The organism is Chryseobacterium sp. PCH239, from assembly GCF_018924625.1.
Taxonomy (GTDB): Bacteria; Bacteroidota; Bacteroidia; order Flavobacteriales; family Weeksellaceae; genus Chryseobacterium; species Chryseobacterium cucumeris.
Genome location: NZ_CP073027.1, coordinates 2,779,945 through 2,802,066 on the forward strand (window position 1 = coordinate 2,779,945; position 22,122 = coordinate 2,802,066).

The 22,122-nt window shown below is 38.3% G+C and carries 18 protein-coding genes, 1 pseudogene and 1 riboswitch; of the genes and pseudogenes, 2 read left to right on the forward strand and 17 right to left on the reverse strand.

From position 1 onward, the window contains the following. Positions 1 to 4 precede the first annotated feature (4 nt). The 17 genes and pseudogenes from KBP46_RS12965 to KBP46_RS13045 form a co-directional block, all read right to left on the reverse strand. Complete coding sequence (locus KBP46_RS12965; RefSeq protein WP_216443428.1) at positions 5 to 1,138, reverse strand: YncE family protein; 1,134 nt, start codon at positions 1,136 to 1,138, stop codon at positions 5 to 7. Beyond that, complete coding sequence (locus KBP46_RS12970; RefSeq protein WP_123278536.1) at positions 1,135 to 3,168, reverse strand: TonB-dependent siderophore receptor; 2,034 nt, start codon at positions 3,166 to 3,168, stop codon at positions 1,135 to 1,137. The genes KBP46_RS12965 and KBP46_RS12970 overlap by 4 nt, the downstream gene beginning before the upstream one ends. 109 nt (positions 3,169 to 3,277) lie before the next feature. Continuing rightward, positions 3,278 to 3,463, reverse strand: a riboswitch (cobalamin riboswitch). Positions 3,464 to 3,554: 91 nt separating this feature from the next. After that, positions 3,555 to 4,502, reverse strand: coding sequence for a transporter (locus KBP46_RS12975; RefSeq protein WP_216443429.1), 948 nt, complete (start codon positions 4,500 to 4,502; stop codon positions 3,555 to 3,557). A 12-nt stretch (positions 4,503 to 4,514) separates the two neighbouring features. Beyond that, positions 4,515 to 5,564 carry a cytochrome-c peroxidase gene (locus KBP46_RS12980; RefSeq protein WP_062673498.1) on the reverse strand — a complete coding sequence of 350 codons (1,050 nt, stop codon included), beginning with the start codon at positions 5,562 to 5,564 and terminating at the stop codon, positions 4,515 to 4,517. Continuing rightward, positions 5,557 to 6,387: an MbnP family protein gene (locus KBP46_RS12985; RefSeq protein ID WP_216443430.1), complete on the reverse strand. Its 831-nt coding sequence runs from the start codon at positions 6,385 to 6,387 to the stop codon at positions 5,557 to 5,559. Before KBP46_RS12985 ends, KBP46_RS12980 begins: the two co-directional genes overlap by 8 nt. Positions 6,388 to 6,587: 200 nt before the next feature. Continuing rightward, a complete protein-coding gene (locus KBP46_RS12990; RefSeq protein WP_065119602.1) occupies positions 6,588 to 6,956 on the reverse strand; it encodes a hypothetical protein in 369 nt (122 codons plus the stop codon). Between the two features lie 4 nt (positions 6,957 to 6,960). Next, on the reverse strand, positions 6,961 to 7,635 hold the full coding sequence (locus tag KBP46_RS12995) for a superoxide dismutase (RefSeq protein WP_120232558.1): 675 nt from the start codon (positions 7,633 to 7,635) through the stop codon (positions 6,961 to 6,963). Positions 7,636 to 7,825: 190 nt separating this feature from the next. Then, entirely contained in the window at positions 7,826 to 8,503 is a 678-nt protein-coding gene (locus KBP46_RS13000) for an SCO family protein (RefSeq protein WP_216443431.1), read from the reverse strand. After that, the gene (locus KBP46_RS13005; RefSeq protein ID WP_216443432.1) at positions 8,490 to 8,765 is read right to left on the reverse strand and encodes a YHS domain-containing protein; all 276 of its coding nucleotides are present in this window, start codon (positions 8,763 to 8,765) and stop codon (positions 8,490 to 8,492) included. Before KBP46_RS13005 ends, KBP46_RS13000 begins: the two co-directional genes overlap by 14 nt. Before the next feature lie 211 nt (positions 8,766 to 8,976). Next, on the reverse strand, positions 8,977 to 9,339 hold the full coding sequence (locus tag KBP46_RS13010) for a hypothetical protein (RefSeq protein WP_062673489.1): 363 nt from the start codon (positions 9,337 to 9,339) through the stop codon (positions 8,977 to 8,979). Between the two features lie 405 nt (positions 9,340 to 9,744). Then, positions 9,745 to 11,727 carry a heavy metal translocating P-type ATPase gene (locus KBP46_RS13015; protein WP_216443433.1) on the reverse strand — a complete coding sequence of 661 codons (1,983 nt, stop codon included), beginning with the start codon at positions 11,725 to 11,727 and terminating at the stop codon, positions 9,745 to 9,747. 45 nt (positions 11,728 to 11,772) lie between these two features. After that, positions 11,773 to 12,192 carry a Fur family transcriptional regulator gene (locus KBP46_RS13020; RefSeq protein WP_216443434.1) on the reverse strand — a complete coding sequence of 140 codons (420 nt, stop codon included), beginning with the start codon at positions 12,190 to 12,192 and terminating at the stop codon, positions 11,773 to 11,775. 17 nt (positions 12,193 to 12,209) lie between these two features. Then, entirely contained in the window at positions 12,210 to 13,106 is an 897-nt protein-coding gene (locus KBP46_RS13025) for a cation diffusion facilitator family transporter (protein ID WP_120232556.1), read from the reverse strand. Between the two features lie 16 nt (positions 13,107 to 13,122). After that, positions 13,123 to 14,004 (reverse strand): bestrophin family protein, encoded by an 882-nt coding sequence (locus KBP46_RS13030; RefSeq protein WP_216443435.1) that lies wholly within the window; start codon positions 14,002 to 14,004, stop codon positions 13,123 to 13,125. Positions 14,005 to 14,135: 131 nt separating this feature from the next. Continuing rightward, complete coding sequence (locus KBP46_RS13035) at positions 14,136 to 15,365, reverse strand: efflux RND transporter periplasmic adaptor subunit (protein ID WP_062673799.1); 1,230 nt, start codon at positions 15,363 to 15,365, stop codon at positions 14,136 to 14,138. Positions 15,366 to 15,447: 82 nt separating this feature from the next. Further along, a pseudogene (locus tag KBP46_RS13040) lies at positions 15,448 to 19,808 on the reverse strand (CusA/CzcA family heavy metal efflux RND transporter). A 147-nt stretch (positions 19,809 to 19,955) separates the two neighbouring features. Next, positions 19,956 to 20,279: a DUF6660 family protein gene (locus tag KBP46_RS13045; protein ID WP_216443436.1), complete on the reverse strand. Its 324-nt coding sequence runs from the start codon at positions 20,277 to 20,279 to the stop codon at positions 19,956 to 19,958. A gap of 358 nt (positions 20,280 to 20,637) precedes the next feature. Here KBP46_RS13045 and KBP46_RS23760 point away from each other — a divergent pair, with 358 nt between their 5' ends. Next, positions 20,638 to 21,648, forward strand: a complete 1,011-nt coding sequence (locus tag KBP46_RS23760) for a hypothetical protein (RefSeq protein ID WP_253297036.1) — start codon at positions 20,638 to 20,640, stop codon at positions 21,646 to 21,648. 6 nt (positions 21,649 to 21,654) lie between these two features. Further along, on the forward strand, positions 21,655 to 22,122 hold the full coding sequence (locus KBP46_RS13055; protein ID WP_216443437.1) for a hypothetical protein: 468 nt from the start codon (positions 21,655 to 21,657) through the stop codon (positions 22,120 to 22,122).

Sequence of the window (22,122 nt, forward strand, 5' to 3'; positions counted from 1 at the left end):
TTGGTTATTTGTATAAAAAAGCGAAGTGGGCAGGGATATTTCCCCCTTCCGTTTTCCATTTAAAGTGTCCGTTTTTATCAAAGCAATACAAAAATCCCATGGATACATAATTTCTGGCATCTGTCATGTAGATATCTTCTGTGATGGGATTTACGGCAATGCCGTAAGGGGTTTTAATGGCATCTTCATATTCTTTATCAAAAATTCTGTTGGCAATGATCTGTTCTGTTTTTACATCAATGATTCCAAATGTCTTTTTATAGCTGTGGGTGTTGTAATTGAATTCATTTCCATAGAAATAGAGTTTATCATTTACGATTGTCATTTCACTCACAGAGAGATGGAAATCTTTCTTGACTGTTCCCGTGGCTGCATCTATGAGATAAAGACTGGAAGGAACATTATAATAATCTCCTCTTGAGGTTACATAGAGATCACCGTAATTATCTTTTTTAATGTGATGAAGATTGATGGCAACATTTATTTTTTTGAGTTCGGTAAAAGTATTCAGATCAATTACCGAAACAGTATTGTCATAATCGGGAGCTTTATATCCTCCGGAGTTGGCCACAAACAACTGATTACCCACAATTTCCATTTCTTCCGGCTGATATCCTACCACTACCTCACGCTGGATGGAAAGAGAAGCCGTATCAATTTCCACTACTTTCCCCTTCGGTGCTTTCGGGTTAATCGCTACAGGTCCGGCGTAGCTGCTGGCATAAGCTTTTCCGTTTTTGAAAGCAAGGTATCGGCAGTTTTGTAATGGAATAGAAGTAATACGTTTGGCCGTTTTAGCATCCAGCACTTCAATTTTATTGGAAACATTGACAACGATATAGAGCTTGCTTCCATAAACTTTGATATCATTTCCTACATCCCCCAACTCTTTTACGACATTGGGATTGATTTCTGCGTAGATATTCCGGTAATAGGTCCCTTTGATGTAATCAAAAAAATCAAGGGTACATTTATTACTCCCCATATTCCCTTCATTGAGCATATAGAAGCCTTTTATTGCTGTATTTTCTGAAGGAAGCCCTTCTACCACTTCCTGACGGACAATAATTTCATCTGTACGGCATGAAGTAAGAAAAGCTAATACAAGAAATAAAAAATAAAAGTTTAGTTTTCTCATAGGGTGAAGTTTAGAATAAGTTTAAAGTTTCTTCCGGGCATCGGATAATTGAGGACAACATCATAGTATTGATTGAAAATATTATTCATCTCAAGGCTTATTTTAAACTGATGATTCGCCCAGTTGAATTTTTTCTGAACAGACAAATCGTGCGTATACCAGGGCTGCACATAATTGTATTGAATGTTATCCTGATTCACGTCATATCTTTCTCCTACGTACATTGCACTGTAATTGAAACTCCAGTCTTTATAATCTGCCATAAGACTGAAAGATCCACTATGCCATGGGGTATAAGGAATCTGATTGCGATAAAACGTGTCTTCCGGATCACTTATATCTCTCGCGCTTTGATAGGTGTAGGAAAGCAAAGGTCGGAGGGTTACTTTTCCAAGCTGCATTTCAGTCTGTACATTCACATCTGCACCAATGATTTCAACCAGTCCAAGGTTCATCATCAGCCAGCGGAACATGCTTCCGTTCGGAGCTGCCACAATTTTATCCTGTACTTTATTGTAGTAACCGTCTACTTTAGCATAAAATGTTTTAAAGAAACGGTTGTTATAATTCTTCTGATAAGTAAATCCTAAATCATATTGATTGGTGAATTCCGGTTTCAGATAGGTATTTCCGATATTGGTATAATACAAATCATTGAAGGTCGGAAGTCTGAAAATTCTTTTATAGAAAGCCCTTAGAGTAATCTCCGGAATTTTTTCCGGCTGATAGCTCATAAACACCGCAGGTGTCCACTCTCTGGCATCTCCCGGTCTTTTATTTTTTCTTACTTCTTCAAAAGTAAAGGTTCCTAAAAGGCTTCCCAAAATTTTGAATCTGTTCCACTGATAGGTTGTTGCCAATGCTACCAAGGTAGTGTAACGTGTAGGATAAGAAAAATTATCCAGATTGGCATCCAGGTTATTATACTGAAAATCTCCACTCAGGCTGACATCCCAATTGGGAGTGATTGAGTAAATATTGGAAGAGGAAAGATAAAGTTCCCTTTGGATGTAGGTATTATCGGTATAAATAATAGACTGCGAACGAACTGTGTCCATGAAATGGGTGTAATCGTAAGCAAATTTTGCTTTAAGCTGTGTTTCAAATTTCGGGAACAGTTTTTTTCTCAGATTAGCCTGTACAAAATAATTCTCATCGGAAAGCCTCGCTCCTCTTCCTTCAAAGCGCCCGTTAACAATAGGTGCCGGCATTCCGCGGTTTGAAATATAACCGTAGCCACGGATATTCCAACTTCCGTTATTTAAAGTTCCGTTGAGAGAAGTTTCAAAACGTTTTGCTTTGATATCTGAGTCCTGTCTTTTTGCAATGGTATCATAGGCTTGTTGCCCATCAGGATATTTCTTGGCATAACGAAATCTGTAAATTCCGTCACTCTGCATAAATTCGCCACTGAAACTGGCAGAAACCCTGTCTGAAATTTTCTGTTCCAATCGGAATGAAGGATTAAAGAGATCAATAGATGCACTTTTTGCTCTTATCACCAAATTGGTTTTTCTATTTCCTTTAAATACGGGTGTTTTAGGCTGTAAATAGATAGACCCAGAAGAGCCAAAGTCCTTTGCTGGCTGAAAAATTTCACTTTTCTGTCCGTTATACAACGATATTTCTTCCAGATCATCCAAAGAGTACCTTCCCAGATCCACCAGTCCGTTTTGAGCATTTCCTAATTGAATTCCATCATAAAAAACCCCTACATGCTGGCTTCCCATGCTTCGGATGTTGATGGTTTTCAAACCACCCAATCCTCCGTAATCTTTAATCTGAACGCCTGAAAAATACCGCAGTGCATCTGCAACGGAATGACTGTTTAGTCTTTCCAGCTGTTCTCCCTGCAGCGTTTGTGCCGGAAGGATTTCTTTAAAATTCTTTTTGTAAAGATTAATTCCTTTAATCGTCTCTTCCTGAAGACTGTCCTTCTTCTTGGTTTGAGAAGATAAAAGTTGAGATGTAATCACCAATATTGTGAAAACAGCTTTATGAATTGCAGAAGTAATTAGTTTTGCTGCCATTAGCTCATTTAGGGTAATGAAGACGCTAATGGGGTATAAGAATACAACGACAAAGCACAGCTGTCACTGCACAGAATCATTGATGTCCTAAGCTTTATTCCACGAAAGCGTCAAACGATTATTGTCTGGCAGGTCTTCTGACTTACTCCATTTTTGAAATCCTTCCCATTAAAAAACAGTGGATATATTCTTCAAAAACTTTGGTGCGGAGCTTACAGCAGCGGGTCTGTCCCGGATTTTCACCGGATTCCCTTTTAAGAGCTTTTTACGGCTCACCAAATTCCGGCAAAGATAAATAATTATTCCTAATCCCCAACTAAAATCATGATTTATAAACAATTAAAGCTCCCGAAGGAGCTTTAACATCATTTATTGGGGGTTTCGCTTTAAATGCCAATATTCAGGAAAACACTGAATCTCGATTTGGCTTCAATATCTCCTCCCGCCAGATGCGTGTACATGGGAAGCATGATTTCACTTCCCAGGCTCAGCTTTTTGTAAGAGGCTTCAAATCCCAGTTTTCCGTACAAAGCACTACCAGCAGTATTCGGCAGTGCCTCATCAAACTGTTTGTTCTGGGCGTAGACTTCACCCTGAACTCCAGTTTTTACAGAGAATATAGATTTTTCATTTCCTGCAACCTGATAAAAACCTGTTGCTGCATAGTTCCATTGGTTTCCAAAACGGTAATTTTTCCTGTTCTCTGTTTTAATGGTGTAATCTGTATTAACCAGTACGGCTACTTTATTTTTCTGAAACTTATAATTCAAAGCCGCCTGATAATCCCAGCTTCCGGTTCCCAGCTGAAAGCTTGGGTTGACACCGGATGCCCCTTTTTCATCAAACTTCCCGAGTGGAATTTTCAAGCCCAAACCTCCGCTCAGATGATGGAAATTATCTTTAGAGCTCATCAGCTGGTAAATTCCCATCAGGTTTAAATCTCCTATTCCATTGATTCTGATATCTCCCTGCATCGTTTTCTTTTCATGGAAATGGAAGGGCAGACTTGCATAAACACTTAGTTTTTTAGTCAGTGGAATCTTCCCCCACAGCTGCAACGTATTGAAATACTGATCCTGCGTGAGGTCTTTTACAAATAAGTTTTCCTTGGCTTTGTAATGCTGTGCAAAGTATTTGATTCCGATAAACTGTGGATTCAGCAAAGATTCAAAGCCGGAAGATCCATTTCCTGCTGCACAGCCACAGGCATCACAATCATCATCAAAATCGAATCTGTTAAGCGCTTCGGGAGCAACATAAGCACTGTCTCTGATGGTTTTTGCCTGATACTGATTCAACAGGATCAAACTTACTATCAATATAATCTTCTTCATGTTTTTTATAAATTATTCTGCAAATTTTGGATTGGATATAAAACTTTTATCCGATAATGTTTTCAGGAACGCAATGATGGATTGTTTTTCCTGGCTGTTCATAGCAATTCCTATGTGACCATTCTGTTTAAGCTGTGGATCAAGATTAACATTATCTTCCACCTGATCCGAATAGAAATTGAGTACCGCATCTAATGTATAAAACCTTCCGTCATGCATATAAGGTGCGGTATATTCTACATTTCTCAGACTCGGAACACGGAATTTCATCCAATCTACCTGATTCAGGCTCACTCTGTATCTACCTGCATCCTTGAATTCTGTATTGTAATACATTCCGGTATTTCTGAAACTCTCATCCGTAAACAGCTCTCCGCTATGACAGGAAGCACATTTCTGATTGAATAATGTCATTCCCTGGGATTCTATTGAAGTCAACTGTTCTTTTCCCTGTCTGAACCGGTCATATTTTGAATCTGCAGAAATTAAAGAAGCCATAAACTGTGATAATGCTTTTAAAATTCTTTCGCCGGTAATGGTTTCGTCTCCATAAGCTTCTCTGAACAGTTTTTTATACTTCTGATCATCTTTTATTTTCGAAATAGCTTCCGGTATGGAGCTGTCCATTTCATTCACATCAGTAATCGGGCTGATGGGCTGCTCATTCAGATTGTGAATCACTCCGTCCCACATATATCTTTTCAAAAAAGCCATATTCTGGATGGGCGGTGCATTCCTGATTCCGATTCTGTCGTCTACCCCATGGCTTACCGTATGACCGTGATGGGTAAAAGCATTTTCCTGTATATGGCAGAAACCGCATGAAATGGTATTATTTCTTGAAAGTCTGCCTTCATAGAATAATTTTCGTCCCAGCTCCACTCCATTTTTGGTCACCGGATTAATGGATGTATCAAAAGTCATTTCCGGAAAATAAGAAGGAAACTCAAGATTGTAGGCTTCATCTTTTTCCAATGGCTGAATCACCTCATCAGAACATGAAATGCAACTCAATACAAATACAAGCAGAACCAGTATCGTTTTAACAAAAAAATTAATCATTGTGAACGTGGTCTACTTTAAACATTTTTGTAAGATTATTGGTAACATCTACCAGGTGCTGGTTTGAACCCATCAGCATATCATTGGCTGTGCTAAGTGTAAGTGTCCTATCTCCGCTCAAAAATTGGTTCAGGTCTGCAAGAATATGGACAGAAGGACGAATTTTTGCCGTTACCCTTGCTGTTGTCGGAAGATTCAGTGTAATTTCGCAATACAGATCAGGTGTATTGTTGGCTGCAGTATTTCCCATATTTCCTGTGTGATTCATAAATTCTTTTGAAGGAGAATCTGTACCGTATTTCCCTTCCAGTTTTACAAATACATAACCGGCAGCCCATGACCAGGACATTCCCTTCTGCTTGGCTTTTGTCCAGAATTCAGCCTGTCCGTCCTGTCCCAGCAAATACGCTTTTTGACTCACACCTAATCCAAATCTTATTTTTTTGTAATTGTTTTTCGGAACGCCATCCAGATTAAGATAAACAATTCCGGCTACCGCATCTGCCTGATCTACGATAAAAGCACCTTTGTCAGGATTATTTTCGTTGTATTTAAATTCGTTTCCGTTCTCGTCTATCAATGCGATATTACTGATGACGTATTTCAAAGCAGAAAAGTTATGTTTCTGTCCGTTAGCAGAAGTCTGAACCGTCTGATTTAGAACGATATCTCCCACATTGTTAAATCCGTTTTCAAATTTGATCTGAAGTTTTCCAGGCGTAGTATCCTGTGGGTTCTCATCATCCCTGCTGCTTTCGCAGGCTGTAAAAGAGAATACAGTAAAGGCAATAAAGAATAGTGATAAAAATTGAGAAATTTTCATTGTTGATTTTTTAAGTTAAATTAATTTGAATGGCTGTAACAGCATTGTTTTTTTACCACAAAAAGCACAAAAGTTCTTACACTTAAGTTTATTAAGTGATACGTATTATGTTCAGAAGAGCACTTAAACTTTTTAAAAATCTTTGATTTTTAATTGAGTAAGCTTTTGTGACTTTTTTGGTTGAATAGTGATAGTTTAACTTAAAAAACCGGTGGTTTGAAAATATGGGTAAGAAACAGAAAAGAATAAGCTGTTTCGTAAGTGAAATTGAAACTGAAAAACTGACGTCTTTCCGTAGTGTTGACCGTTGTAGTTTCAGGAAGAATATAGGTATCAAGAATTTTCTGTCCTGAGTTTTTTATTTTTTGAAAAGGTGAAGATTCTGAATCATTGGCTTTGGCGAGCTCTTTACTCAGGTAACATTTTCCGTTACAGTGAACCTCCGGCCTGGTTTTATTGATACAGAGAACTTTAACGATATAATCATAATTTACAGCATACTCTACCACGGGCACTAAAGGTCTTAGCACCATATAGAAGGTAAAAAGTATGCTGTACAATATTTTCATCAGATTATTTCTTGCTTATCGCTTCATCATATCTTCTGCTGATTTCTTTCCAGTTGGTAACATTCCAGATCGCGGTAAGATAATCTGCTCTTTTATTCTGATATTTTAAATAATAAGCATGCTCCCATACATCAATGCCGAAGATTGGAGTTCCTTTTTCTTCTACAACATCCATCAAAGGATTGTCCTGATTAGGAGTAGAGGAAACAAACAGTTTTCCATCTTTCCCTACAGAAAGCCAGGCCCATCCTGAACCAAAACGGTCTGCACCTGCCTTAGACATTTTTTCCTTAAAAGCATCCATACTTCCGAAAGTTTCAGTGATAGCTTTTGCTAATTTTGCTGAAGGCTGTGTATTTTTCTGAGGTGTAAGGACCGTCCAGAACAATTCGTGGTTGTAGTGTCCTCCTGCATTATTTCTTACTGCAGCAGGCAATTTTGAAACATTGGAAAGAATCTGAAACAAAGTTTCTTTTTCCTGTGGAGTTCCAGCAATGGCTTTATTCAAGTTAGCAGCATATGCTGCACCGTGTTTTGAATAATGAATTTCCATCGTTTGGGCATCAATATTTCCTTCCAAAGCATTATAAGCATAAGGAAGAGGCGTCTGCTTAAACTGAGCCATTGTAAATTGGGCTGCGAAAACTGCAGTTAGAGCAGCTATTTTCAAAATCTTCATAATTTTTTTGTTTATGGTTGAACAATGTTTTCTTTTTAAGTGGGAGGATGGGTGATCGATGCTGGAAGTAATTGATGTTATAGCCTAACTTCTTCAACTTCTATTTCCTTTTACAGCCATCTCAAAAAACTGCTAGAGCTTCATAGTCTGGAATAACTTCCAGTTTCAGACATCCGGCTTCCCCCCTTCCCTATTTCAATAATTTTTTAATATCCTCAATAAGAATTTCTCTGTCTGGGTGATATTTTCCTGTCAGCATAGGTGTTTTACCTTCCGGATCTCCATAATTCAGTCCTGAATAATAGAGAATAGGCATATTTTCCTTGTTGTATCTGCATCGGATATTTCCTTCCTGATCTACCAGCGCAATCATTCCGCTGTGGTTCAGGCTTTCTCCTTCATCTTCTTTATCACCTACGTAGATATTAAACTGATCCGCAAGTTTTCCAATATAGGTACGGTCTCCGGTCAGGAAATGCCAGTTCGGAGATTTTGCACCAATTCTTTGCGCATGTTCTTTCAAAGCTTCAGGCGTGTCATTTTCCGGATCAATACTGATGGAGATAATGCCGAAGTTGGGATCATTAATCTGGTTCTGAATCGCTTTCATATTGGTATTCATCACCGGGCATATCGTAGGACATTTGCTGAAGAAAAATTCTACGAGATATACCTTTCCCAGCATATCTTTATTGGTAACTTTTTTACTGTTCTGATCTGTCAGTTCAAAGTCCGGAACTTTCATCACAGTATAAAGGTTCTTTTTAAAATACCCCATTCCCACACCTATTCCCAGGAAAAGCAATGCAAATACCGCAATGGGTATGATCACTTTACTTTTATTTGCGGTCTTTTTATTTTTGGGCATATCTTTCAGGACTTTTTTTGAATTCACCTTTGCAGGAGACACTGCAAAAACCGTACGTTTTATTTTTATACACAGCAGTATCTTTTATAGATCCGGCAGTTTTCATGTGGCAGACAGGATCTTCTTCGTTCACTATCTGTACATTTTCTATTTTCTTCCCCGAGGAGTCCATGTGGCTTGCATGCTTTACCTGAGGAGTTTCCTTGGCACACGACAGTAATGATACTGACAGCAAGGCAGTCAAAATTATAGGAGATTTCATTTTAATGTTAAATTGAAATTAATAATGTTAAATAAAGTTATGATACCATATACAAGTCTGAAAAAAGCACAACAATTCTCAAGAAGAACTGATGTATTTCTTATTGCTTACAATGGTTCATTTGAATTATAGAATGCATCTTTAATGGTTTACTAATGAAAGCTTTATAAACTTCCATCTTACAAACTAAAAATATAGTTTATAATAAAAATTAAACCAACGGAGGATGGAAAATCCTTGAAAAGTATTCTGAAGAATGAGAATTAAAATAACTTGAATCGGGAATTTCAGAAAGTGATTCCGAATTCAAATGAGCGGAGAAGGAAAGGATATCGTGAGAAATAAAAACATCTAATCCAGCAATCTTTATGGTTTGGGAGCTATTGGACTGTTTTTCTGTTTTAGCCAGCTCTTTTTCCACGTAGCATTTTCCTTTACAGGTTGACTGTGGTACATTTCTCTTCTCACAAAGGTTTTTCACAATATAATCATAATTCACGGCATAATTTACCAATGGCAAAACAGGACGTAATGCAACGGTAAAAATGATGAATATGGAAATGAATAACCTCAACGATTTTGTTCTCTGTTACAAATATACTACTTCAAAACTGTTTTATAACAGATTTATGATGAATGTCATTATGCTTATCTACTGTTACCTATAAAAATCACAAAACTGTGCCTGTCACCGGAATAATTTTATCCCGAACTTTGAGTAAGACTTTAGACCTAAATAAAAATTTAGTTCTTTATATACAATTTAATCTTGTTGATAAAAGCTTTGCTGATGTTTTTGGCAGAGCTTTTTTATATTCTTTGTTTTGTTGGAAATCGCCAAGTCTCAAGTTCTTTTTAAAATGCTTACTGTTTTAAGACGCAAGGATTTTATCTCCGATAAAGTTTAAAAACAAAAGCCCTACTGAGATTCAGCAGAGCTTTTATTGAATATAATTGAGTTGTGTTTATTATTTGCTTGTTAAAATTTCATTCTTTGGATTCTCACCGCATTTAAAATAGCCAGCAATGCTACTCCTACATCGGCAAACACAGCTTCCCACATGGTTGCCAATCCACCGGCTCCCAGGATGAGAACAACAGCTTTTACAGCAAAGGCAAGGACAATATTCTGCCAAACGATCTTTTTAGTTTGTTTTCCGATATTGATGGCCATTGGGATCTTACTTGGTTTATCATCCTGAATTACTACATCTGCAGTTTCAATGGTGGCATCACTTCCCAAACCTCCCATTGCAATTCCAACATCGCTTAAAGCCACTACAGGCGCATCATTCACTCCGTCTCCTACGAAAGCTACCGTCTGGTTTCTGGCTTTGATTTCTTTAACCTTGTTTACTTTGTCTTCAGGTAACAGGTCCCCGAATGCATTGTCGATACCCAGTTGATCTGCTACATATTTCACAACGGTACTTTTGTCACCGCTCAGCATTGTTGCCTTCACATTCATTTTATGCAGCTTGTCTACGGTTTCCTTAGCATCTTCTTTGATGCTGTCTGCAATAGTGATATAGCCTGCAAACTTTTTATCATAAGCCACCGCAATTACCGTATATACAATATTGGAGTGGTTAAGATCATAACGAATGTTGAACTTATCCATCAGCTTAAAGTTCCCAACCAGAAGTTCTTTTCCGTTAATAGTCGCTTTCAATCCGTGACCAGCTATCTCTTCTACATTTTCCAAAGGAATGCTGTGATTGATTTCTCCAACATAATTGTGAATTGCTGTTGCCACCGGATGGGTACTTTTACTTTCAAGAACATTAACCAGCTGAAGAATTTCTTCTTTATTAAATTCAGGGCTCATACTTACTTCCTGAACTTTGAATACGCCTTCCGTCATGGTTCCTGTTTTATCCATTACCACATTCTGAATCTCTGCAATACTGTCCAGGAAATTACTTCCTTTGAATAAGATTCCGTTTCGGCTAGCAGCACCAATTCCTCCGAAATATCCTAATGGAATGGAAATAACAAGGGCGCAAGGACAGGAAATCACAAGGAATATCAATGCTCTGTACAGCCAGTCTCTAAACTGATAATCGCTCACGAAGAAATAGGGCAGTAAACAGATTCCAATGGCAAGAAATACCACGATGGGCGTGTATACTTTCGCAAATTTTCTGATGAACAATTCTGTCGGTGCTTTTTGGGCTGTGGCATTCTGAACCAATTCCAGGATTTTACTCAGTTTACTGTCTTCATATGCGGTATTTACTTTTACCAGAGCAATACTGTTCATATTGATCATTCCGGCAAGGACTATTTCTCCTTTATTTTTGGTATCGGGTTTACTTTCTCCCGTTAAAGCTGCCGTGTTGAATGAAGCCGAATCTGAAAGCAATTCCCCATCCAGCGCCAGTTTTTCACCGGGTTTCAGCTGTATGACGTCTCCAATTTTAGCTTCTTTAGCCTTCATAGTCTTGGGCTGATTATTTTCCATAACCGTTACCTCATCAGGACGCTGATCCAATAATGCTTTTATATTTCCTTTGGCTCTGGTAACCGCCATAGACTGAAATACTTCTCCTACCGCATAAAAAAGCATTACTGCTACTCCTTCAGGATATTCTCCGATGGCAAAAGCACCAATGGTTGCAATGCTCATCAGAAAGAATTCTGAAAACACATCTCCCTTAATGATACTTTTATAAGCATCTTTCAATACCGGAAATCCTACAGGAATATAAGCTGCCAGGAACCATACTAACCGTACCCAGCCTGTAAACCATGCAGGTTTTATATAGTTATCAAAGGCAATTCCCAATAATAAGATGATAAAGGATATAATGGCCGGCAGAAACATCTGAAAGACCGTCTGATCTCCGGAGTCATGAGAGTGACCATGTCCGTCATGGTCATGTCCGTCTCCTTCTGCATGGTTATGTTTGTGTCCTTTTGTATCTGGTTTTTCCGGGGTTGTACTACAGCATTTTTCCATAACTGAATATTTTTATACAAATGTAAAGATGAGACTGATGCAATGCTATTGCAAACTTTCAAGACAGTTTTCGCAGATTCCTTTGGCAAAGAGTCTTATTTCGTCAATCCTGAAATTGGTCTGGATATTTTCAGGGAAAGAAATATCTTCTTTGCAGGTAGTCTGCTTGCATATTTTACAGTAAAAATGCAGATGCCAGTCTTTGTGTCTTTTTTCATCACAATCGTCTTCGCAGAGTTTGTATTTTGTGGTTGTATTTTCCTGAATGCTGTGAACAATTCCTTTTTCTTCAAAGGTTTTCAAGGTTCTGTAGATGGTGATTCTGTCAGCATTATCAAAATGATTTTCTATTTCAGAAAGGGATAAAGCAGCTTCCTGAGAACTTAAAAAATCATATACCAAAATCCTCATACTGGTGGGTTTGGTATTTTTATCAATGAGTTTGTGTTCTATATCTTTTTTCATTGTAAGCTTTTAAATGGTTACAGATGGGCTTCAGTTTCTTCATAGCCTTCTTCTTCAATCTGAAAAGTGGTATGACTGATTTTAAAGTTACTAACCGTAGTATCTGTCAATGTTTTTAATAATTGATTCTGGGAATATCCATTCTCTTTTACAACATGCGCGCTCATCGCATTGACACTGGATGTTAGCGACCAGACATGCAGATCATGAACATCTTTCACTCCGGGAGTGCTCTCCAATGATTGGCGAAGTGCATGAATATCCACATCTTTAGGTGTTCCTTCCAGCAAAACATTAATGGCTTCTTTCAACAGCCTCCATGTTCTTGGAAAGATTAATAATCCGATGGCAGCTGAGATTAACGGGTCGGCATAGTACCAGCCTGTTGTCAGCATAATTACTCCGGCTATCATTACTCCTACTGAAGTTAGCATGTCTGAAAGTACTTCAAAGTATGCACCTTTCATATTGAGACTACCTTCTGAATCTTTTCTGAGAATCATCATTCCGACAATATTAACGATCAATCCGATTCCGGCTACAATCAGCATTGATTTACTTTGTACTTCCGGCGGATTCTGAAAACGCTGATAGGCTTCAAACAAAACATAGATCGAAATGGCCAATAACACCACTGCATTGATTACGGCTGCTAATATTTCTGTCCGATAATAACCATATGTTCTGGAAGGATCTGCTTTTCTTTCTCCTATTTTAATGGCAATATATGCCAGCAATAATCCTACCACGTCGGTCAGCATATGAGCTGCATCAGCCAACAATGCAAGACTGTTGGTAATGATTCCTCCTATTACCTCAGCAATGAGATAGGTTCCGCTAAGGCAGAGAACAATCAGAAGGTTCTTTTTATGTCTGCTTCCTGCAGAAACGGTTTGTGTTGGTTTACTTTCCATATTGTGTATGGTTTAATTACATTTCATAATAAGATGTATTTTCTTTTTTTGGGGGAACATTCTGCTCACCGATCATCTGTCTGATATTGATCTCTATGGTCTGTGCCAGAGAAGTCATGGGTGTATCTACAGGACTATTTTCAAACGGATCCTGCATAATGATGGATGTTTTTTCAATGGCAATGAATGTCACCGGAACCAGGAAAGTAATGGCAATTTCTACCAACAGCTGCGAATCATCGAGTCCAAACGGAAGGATGGCGGCAAAAACATAGATCAGAATATGAACTAAAACACTGTATGAGCGTGGAAAGACTGTATTCTTCAGTCTTTCACATTTTCCCATACTGTCGCATAGTCTTGTAATGATATCATTGAGTTGCATCTGTTGAAAATCGGTAAGTCCTTTGGAAGCTGCAATTTCTTTCAGCTGTCTGGAGTGTTCGTCCAGAATTGCGTTGGGAATGTTGGCTGCTTTGATCTGATGTTGATCCAGATACTGCTGAACTTTTTCAGAAAATGGAAGTTTTCTCAGTGATTCTCCAAGTGCATAAGTCCAGATGATCTGTCTTTCGGCAAACTTTTTTATTACTTTATTTTCTCCTGCCGGCATAAACTGAATGATCAGTCTCACAAAAGTTCTGGAATCGTTGACAACAGCACCCCAAACTGTTCTTGCCTCCCACCATCTTTCGTAGGATTGGGAAGTACGGAAGGCCAGCAGTAATGATACTGCTGTTCCCAGGAGTGCCGGAATATTTAAAGGCAGTGAGATCTTGCGAAACCATGGCAATTCGTCCAAAAGACCAATAGTGACGGAAAATATTCCGATGAACAGAATTTGGGTTTTTATTTCACGGATGAAATACCAGACTGATATTTTTTTGTTTAATAACATAATCGGGTTATTTATTAAAATTCGGTGAGATCATTTTCACTTTTCCAGCCGTTTTCATTCAATAAAAAATTACGTAAACAGCTCTAATGTAAGGATTAAAATCGACAATTTACTGGTTCCGGTAACTTTCATTAATGTTCGTGTTCGCCGGAATTTACCAGTTTTGCATTCACAAAAAATGCTCCTTTCACTACTATTTTTGCATTGTCAGGAATATTTCCTACCGGAGTTATCGCGGTATATCCCATATCGGAAGTTCCTTTTACCACTTCTATTTTCTCAAAGTTTAAGGTTTTCGGATGAGGTTTTCCTTTTTCTTTGTGTTCTTCCTCCGCTTTTTTATCGGTCTGGACAAATACAAAATATTTCCCATCTGCTTCTACAATGGCCTCTGTAGGAACTGCAGGAGTTGTGCTTTTATCAAGGCTTACAATTCCGGTGATATTCATTCCATCAATCAGACCGGATTTGTTTCCGATTACTTCACAATGCATAGAGATGGTTTTACTTTCGTTTTCAAAAGAAGATCCTATGCTGTAAATTCTTGCATCATATTCGGTTTCCGGATTGTTCGTCAGTTTAAAATGAACAATCTGCCCTACTCTCATTTTAGGAAGATCTTTTTCAAAAACCTGAAGATCGAGATGAATAGAACCGTTATCGATCACTGTAGCAACGGGAGAAGAGATATCCACATAACTTCCGATCTGTGCGGTAATACTGCTGATTGTTCCGCTGATGGGTGCTGTAATCACCAAACCGGATTTCATATTTCCATTGCTGACTTTTCCAGGGCTTATTCCCATCATCTGAAGCTGTTTCAAAAGAGATGCTCTTTTTGTTCTTAAGGTTTTAAGTTCCGCATCGGCACTCTGAAGATTTTTCTTCGCCCCAGCATCATTATCAAAAAGCTCTCTCTGTCTTCTGTATTCCTGTTCTGCATAGGTTATTCTACTGTTGGTAGTCAGATAATCTTCCTGAAGCTGGATATATTCCGGATTGGCAATGGTGGCAATGACCTGTCCTTTCTTTACGATACTTCCCACCTGAATATTGATGGTTTTGATGATTCCTCCATACAGAGAAGTGATGGTTGCTTTATTGCTGTTGGGTACACTCAGCAAACCATTAGCTTTTATGGTAGATGTCAACTCTTTCATTTCTACATTTCCTAAAGCCACTCCTACAGACTTCATCTGCTCTTCTGTAAGGGAAGCTATTGTTTGTGGAGCTTCTTCGTGAGCCTGTTCTTTCTGTTCTGTTTTTTCAGGAGCTTTTTCTTCCGAAGCTTCTTTTTTTCCACAGCTTGTTAGTAAGATTGAGATCAGGGCGAGAGGGATGATATTATATTTGAGTTTCATAAGTAAAAATGTATTTTGTCTGATGCTGTATACCATTGTTTTTATTGATACGGTATAAAGTTTTATAAGCAGCGACTTCATATTATTTGTTTATAATGGAGTTAATAGTAACTACAGATTGGTTCACCTGCTGGATGGATTCCAGATATTTCAGCTGGATATTTGTGGCAGTCTGCAGGGCAAAAAGATATTCCACATAGGAAATTTCTCCTGTTTTATATCCTAGCTGAGCTGCTTTTACAATTTTCTCTGCGTTAGGCAATGCCTGGCTTGTATAGTAATCATACTGCTGTAAATCCTGCTGATACTGGCTGAAGGCATTTTCCAACTGAGCAGAAAGCTGTTTCTGCTGCATTTTAGCATTGGTTTCAGCGACCTGTTTTTCATATTCGAGCGCCTGAATTCTTGCTTTCGTCGCTCCAAATGTTAACGGTATTGCTACTCCTACTGTTGCTGACTGAAAACGTTTTCCTGAATTATAAAAATTCTCCTGTCCGTTAATGGTATGCAGACCTATCAAAGACTGATTGGTGTATCCCAAACTGAAATCTGGCAGCCCCAGTGATTTTTCAACTTTCTTGTTTTTTTCGGCGATTTCCATTTCCTGGTAAAAAGCTTTTACCGTAGGATTGTTGGCAACCACAGCACTGTCGAGGACATTTTCTGCTTTTAAAGGAGCATAATCTTTGTTAAACGGAACCTCAATATCTTCCGAAGTATTCATCAGAGTTTTTAAATTCTTATAGGCATTATTCAGATAGACTTCATTTTGTCTGAGCAGCAGATCAATTTCCCCTTTCTGGGTTTCTGCAGTACTGATCTCAATTTTCTTGATATCCCCTGCTTTAAATCTCACGGTTGCAATTCTGATAAACTCTTCATAATATTGATCAAGACTGGTCAGCTGGGCTTTATTATACTGAAGATATTCAATCTGGTAATAATAGGTACGAACCTGCTTTATCAGCTCATTGGCTGTAATTTCCTTATCAATCTGCTTGCTTTTGATATTCTCACTGATTAAATCTTTTCTTGCTTTAAAAAGTGTTGGAAAAGGAATACTCTGTGAGATCGCAAACGATTGGTCAAACTTTGGGCTGTTGTACTGACCAAGCTGAGCTTCAAAACTTAATTTCGGGAGTTCTTTTGCAGTTGCCCTTAATGCTTCAGCGGATTTAATGCTTAAGTCTTTTGACTGCAGGGTTAAATTATTGTTCACTGCCTGTTCTACCGCCTGTTCTATGGAAATTGGTCTGGACTGTGCGTTAAAAGTCTGTCCCACCATCATGAATCCTACCACCAAAACGGCAGTAATCATTCCCGTATTATTATTCTTTCTTTTCAAAATCTTTGTGTTAAAAATAATGTACAGCATCGGCAAAACGAATAATGTTAGGAATGTTGCAGTTACCAAACCACCAATCACTACCGTAGCTAAAGGTTTCTGTACCTCAGCTCCGGCTCCGGTGGAAATAGCCATTGGTAAAAATCCTAGTGAAGCTACAGTAGCCGTCATCAATACAGGCCTTAATCTGGTTTTTGTTCCTTCAAATACTCTTTCCAGAATATCCGTTTCGCCTTCTTTTTCTAACTGATTGAATGTTCCGATCAAAACAATTCCGTTAAGAACTGCTACTCCAAAAAGGGCAATAAATCCGATTCCGGCACTGATACTGAAAGGCATATCTCTTACCAGAAGGGCAAATACACCACCAATCGCACTCATAGGAATAGCTGTAAAGATCAATGCAGCCTGCTTGAATGAGCGGAAAGTAAAATACAGAAGCATAAAAATCAGAAGCAATGATACCGGAACAGCGATCATCAGACGTTGGCTTGCTTCCTGCAGGTTTTCAAACTGACCTCCGTAGGTAAAGTAGTATCCTGAAGGCAGTTTCACTTTCTCCAGTTTTGCCTGAATATCTTTCACTACACTTTCCACGTCACGGTCTTTCACATTGAAGCCAATAACGATTCTACGTTTTCCCTGTTCACGGCTGATCTGTGCCGGCCCTAATTTGTAGCTTATATTCGCCACCTGCGAGAGTGGAATCTGGGCTCCGGTAGCAGAAGTGATCATCAGATTATTCACATCTGAAATATCTGTTCTGTGAAGACTGTCCAGGCGGACAACCAGATCAAAACGTCTTTCATTTTCAAATACCTGTCCGGCAGCTTTTCCTGCAAAGGCTGTACTTACTGCATTGTTGACATCTTCGATATTCAATCCGTAATTGGCTATTCTTGTTCTGTCATACTGAACATTGATTTGTGGAAGACCACTTACTCTTTCAATCTGAGGCGTCGTAGCTCCATCTACCGTCTGAATGATTTTTCCTACTTTATCAGCATACACTGCCAAAGAATCCAGATTTTCTCCAAAGATTTTTACCGCCACATCCTGTCTGATCCCGGTCATCAACTCATTGAAACGCATCTGAATAGGCTGGTTTTTCTCAAAAAATACTCCTGGAATGGTTTCCAGTTTTTCACTGATCTCATCCGCGAGTTCGTTGTAGGATTTCTTGGTTTTCCATTCACTTTGCGGTTTTAATACTACGATCATATCGGTTGCTTCAGGAGGCATAGGATCTGTAGGAACCTCAGCAGAACCGGTTTTCCCAACTACCATTTTCACCTCATCAAACTGTTTGATAATTCTTGATGCCTGCATGGAGGTTTCTATACTCTGACTCAGTGAGCTTCCCTGCGGTAAAATACAATGGAATGCAAAATCTCCTTCCTGCAGCTGCGGGATAAACTCCCCACCCATATTTTTAAAGATAAAAGCAGAGATAAGGAACACTACAGCCGTTGCTGACACGATAATATATTTTACTTTGATAGCTTTCTGCAATAAGGGCTGATATACCTTTTGCAGACGGTTCATCATTTTATCAGAGAAGGTTTCTTTGTGGGATATTTTCTTAGATAAAAACAAAGCGCTGATCATCGGAATATAAGTCAGAGAAAGAATCAATGCTCCCAGAATGGCGAATCCTACTGTTTTTGCCATTGGAGTAAACATTTTTCCTTCTACGCCTGCAAGAGTAAGAATCGGGATGTATACGATAAGAATGATGATTTCTCCGAAGGCCGCACTGCTTCTGATCTTTGAGGCAGAAAGAAATACTTCTTCATCCATTTCAGACTGTGTCAAAGCACGGGTAGATTTCCTTACGCCTAAATGATGCAGGGTTGCTTCTACAATAATCACGGCACCATCTACAATCAACCCGAAGTCTATGGCTCCAAGGCTCATCAGATTGGCGCTTACCCCGAAAACATTCATCATTCCTAAAGCAAATAACAAAGAAAGCGGAATGGCCGAAGCCACGATAAGTCCCGCTCTCAGGTTTCCAAGAAAATCACAAGAACGAAAATAACGATCAGAGCTCCTTCGATGAGGTTTTTCTCAACAGTATTGATCGCTCTGTCCACAAGATCTGTTCTGTCGAGAAATGGCTCTATAATGACATCATCCGGAAGGGATTTCTGTATTGTCGGAATTTTTGCTTTGATATTGCTGACCACTTCATTACTATTGGCCCCTTTCAGCATCATGACTACTCCACCTACAGCATCTACTTTTCCGTCATAGGTTAATGCCCCGTAGCGAACGGCACTTCCTAAACGAACATCAGCAACATCTTTTATAAAAATCGGAACGCTTCCTGTTTCATTTTTAACCGCAATGTTTTTAATGTCTTCCAAAGAGGTAACCAGACCAATTCCACGGATGAAATAGGCGTTGGGTTTTTTATCAATATAAGCTCCTCCTGTATTCTGATTGTTTTTTTCAAGCGCTGTAAAAATTTCGGTGATGCTTGTTCCCATTGCCTTTAAGCGATTGGGATCAATAGCCACTTCATATTGTTTTAATTCACCACCAAAACTGTTGATCTCCGCTACTCCCGGTGTTCCGTTCAGTTGTCTGCGAACGATCCAGTCCTGCATGGTACGGAGCTCTTTGGCATTGTATTTCTTTTCGCTTCCTTTTTTAGGGTGAAGAATATACTGATAGACTTCTCCAAGACCCGTACTTACAGGAGCCAGCTCGGGAGTTCCTACGCCTTTGGGAATTTCTTCTACAGCATTTTTAAGCTGTTCATTGATAAGCTGTCTCGCAAAGTAAACATCTACATTTTCTTTGAACACTACTGTAATCACAGAAAGCCCAAATCTTGAAATACTTCTTGTTTCCTGAATATCGGGAACATTGGCAATACTCTGTTCAATAGGAAAGGTCACCAGCTGTTCCACTTCCTGTCCTGCCAATGTAGGACATACGGTAATAATCTGTACCTGGTTATTGGTGATATCCGGTACAGCATCTATCGGTAATCTGGTGGCACTCCATGTTCCCCAGATGATCAGCACCAACGTCATCAATCCAATGATCACCTTGTTTTTGATACTGAATTTTATAATTTTATCTAACACGATTTGTATTTAATTTTTATTGAAAAGTGAATGCACACAGTATAAAATACTGCAGCAAAAATATCCTGAAAAACTCTGCAATGGTATTGCAAAGTTTCAAGCACGAATAAGTATTAGAAAGCATAACTTTCTGAAAATCAATAAAAATTAAATTTTAGGAGGCTGCCAGATAGGATCGTAAACCTGATAAGCAAAGTCGTTTTTGTGGAATAAAATCTTCTTTGAAAAGTAAGCAGGAGCCTGCTCAGGAATTTCCAATAAAGGATCCATTTTAAATGCTGAAACCGTTATCTGACAACAACTGCATGCACACAGCGGAGAACAGATATCTCCTTTTTCTTTTGAATGGTTTTCCTGAACACTCAGGGAAACTATTTTATTCCCGGAATTCTGTGGATGAGACACATCAGCACATGGCATCAATGATAGCGCCATGAAATAAATTGCCAGTATCCATCTTAAGAGGTTCATGGTACAAAGGTAGAGATTTTTTGTAAAATTGAGATCCGTCTTCATATAACTTGCCTATAAAACCATAATTTTTAGCTTCATTTCCATTTTCAATAAGGAATTTCAGCTAAAAAAATTCATCAAATAAGTAATTACTATAACAAAAAACAACAAAACAGAATTCACACCAAACAAAACACAAAATTAAACACTTTTTATTAAAAAATATTAATATTAAAAAATATAACCAAAACAAGATTGCTTTTTTTATAAATTTGCAAATAACAAATAGCTTTTTTTTGAAAACAATAAAACTATTATTAAACACGACGCAATTTGTCGCTTCCTGATTATAGTTTTACTAAAAATAAATTTAATTATGAAAACAAAATTATTCTCATTAGCCATATTGGCTTCATCTTTTGCATTTGCACAGCAACAGCAAACATTTTCTGAGGTGACTATACAGGCCTACTCACCTACCTTATACTTAAAAAGAAGCATCAATGATGGTGGTTTTATAAGAGGTATTCAAACACAAGCTCTTAACGGAGAAAATGGATGGTTTTTTGGAGACGTGCATGGCAGCCAATGGGTCGTTTCTAAAGGAGACTATACAGGTCGAAAGCTTGTTATTAATGATAGTAACGGATATGTTGGAATCGGGACAGACTCTCCTTTAGCTAAACTTGATGTAGCTGGAAATATTATAACTGGAGCAGGGGATTCTGTAGTAGGAATTAATGCTTTTTCGATACGATATGCTGATGGTTCTATGAACAATTGGGGAGCTTTGCGAAGTTCCAATTCAACTTATATGAGTTTCGGTGTAAAAGCAAATGATGTAAGTCCCGGATGGCTATCTAGTACAGGATTACTAAATTTAGAAAAAAGTGCAATTACTTTAGATGAGACTGGATTTAGCTTTCTTGCTACTCCAAAGCAGAAAGTAGCATTAAATTCACCTGTTACTATGAATGAAATAATGAAGATTTCCCTTACAGGAAATGCATTATTACAGGGTAAATTTGAGGCAAAAGAAGTAAAAGTGACATTAACTCCTACTGCCGATTTTGTATTTGATGAAAAATACGATCTCCCAAAATTAGAAGAAGTTGAAAAACACATCAAAGAGAAGAAACACCTTCCTGAAATTGCTTCTGCTAAAGTAATGGAAAAGGAGGGTGTAAATGTAGGCGAATTCCAGATCAAACTATTACAAAAAATAGAAGAACTTACATTATACTCAATTGATCAGAATAAACAAATAAAGCAACAGTCAGATCAACTGAAACATCTTAAGGATGAAAATGAAGCTTTAAAAGCCCAATCTGCTAAAATTGAAAAACTTGAGCAGCAGGTTCAGCAACTCTTATCAACACAAAAATAACCATAAATGAAAAGAAAATTACTCTCACTATCATCGCTGATGATAGGATTCTTCGGCTTTTCCCAAACCGAAGTGTATTTCAAATATGATGAGGCCGGAAACCAGCGATACAGGGGAATCGACGCTGCTGGCAAACAAGCCGAAGGAATGGTTTTAAAAGAGTCAAAGGTAGCAGCTGTTACCCGACAAACTCCTGTTATTGATGAAAAAACATTCCTAAAACAAATACGCCTGTACCCGGTTCCTGTTAATGACTATCTTACCATAGACTGGACAGAGGAAGTGGATGGGCTTATAGAATCCGTTTCATTGTATCAGCACAGTACAATTCACTGGAAATTCCAGCAACAGAATATCCCGGACTTAAACCGTCAGGTTAAAATCAATATGACTGGTTATGACTGGGGAGTGTATGTTGTGCGCTTTACCCTAAAAGACGGCAGAGTTTTTAGTAAAAACATCACCAAACGATAG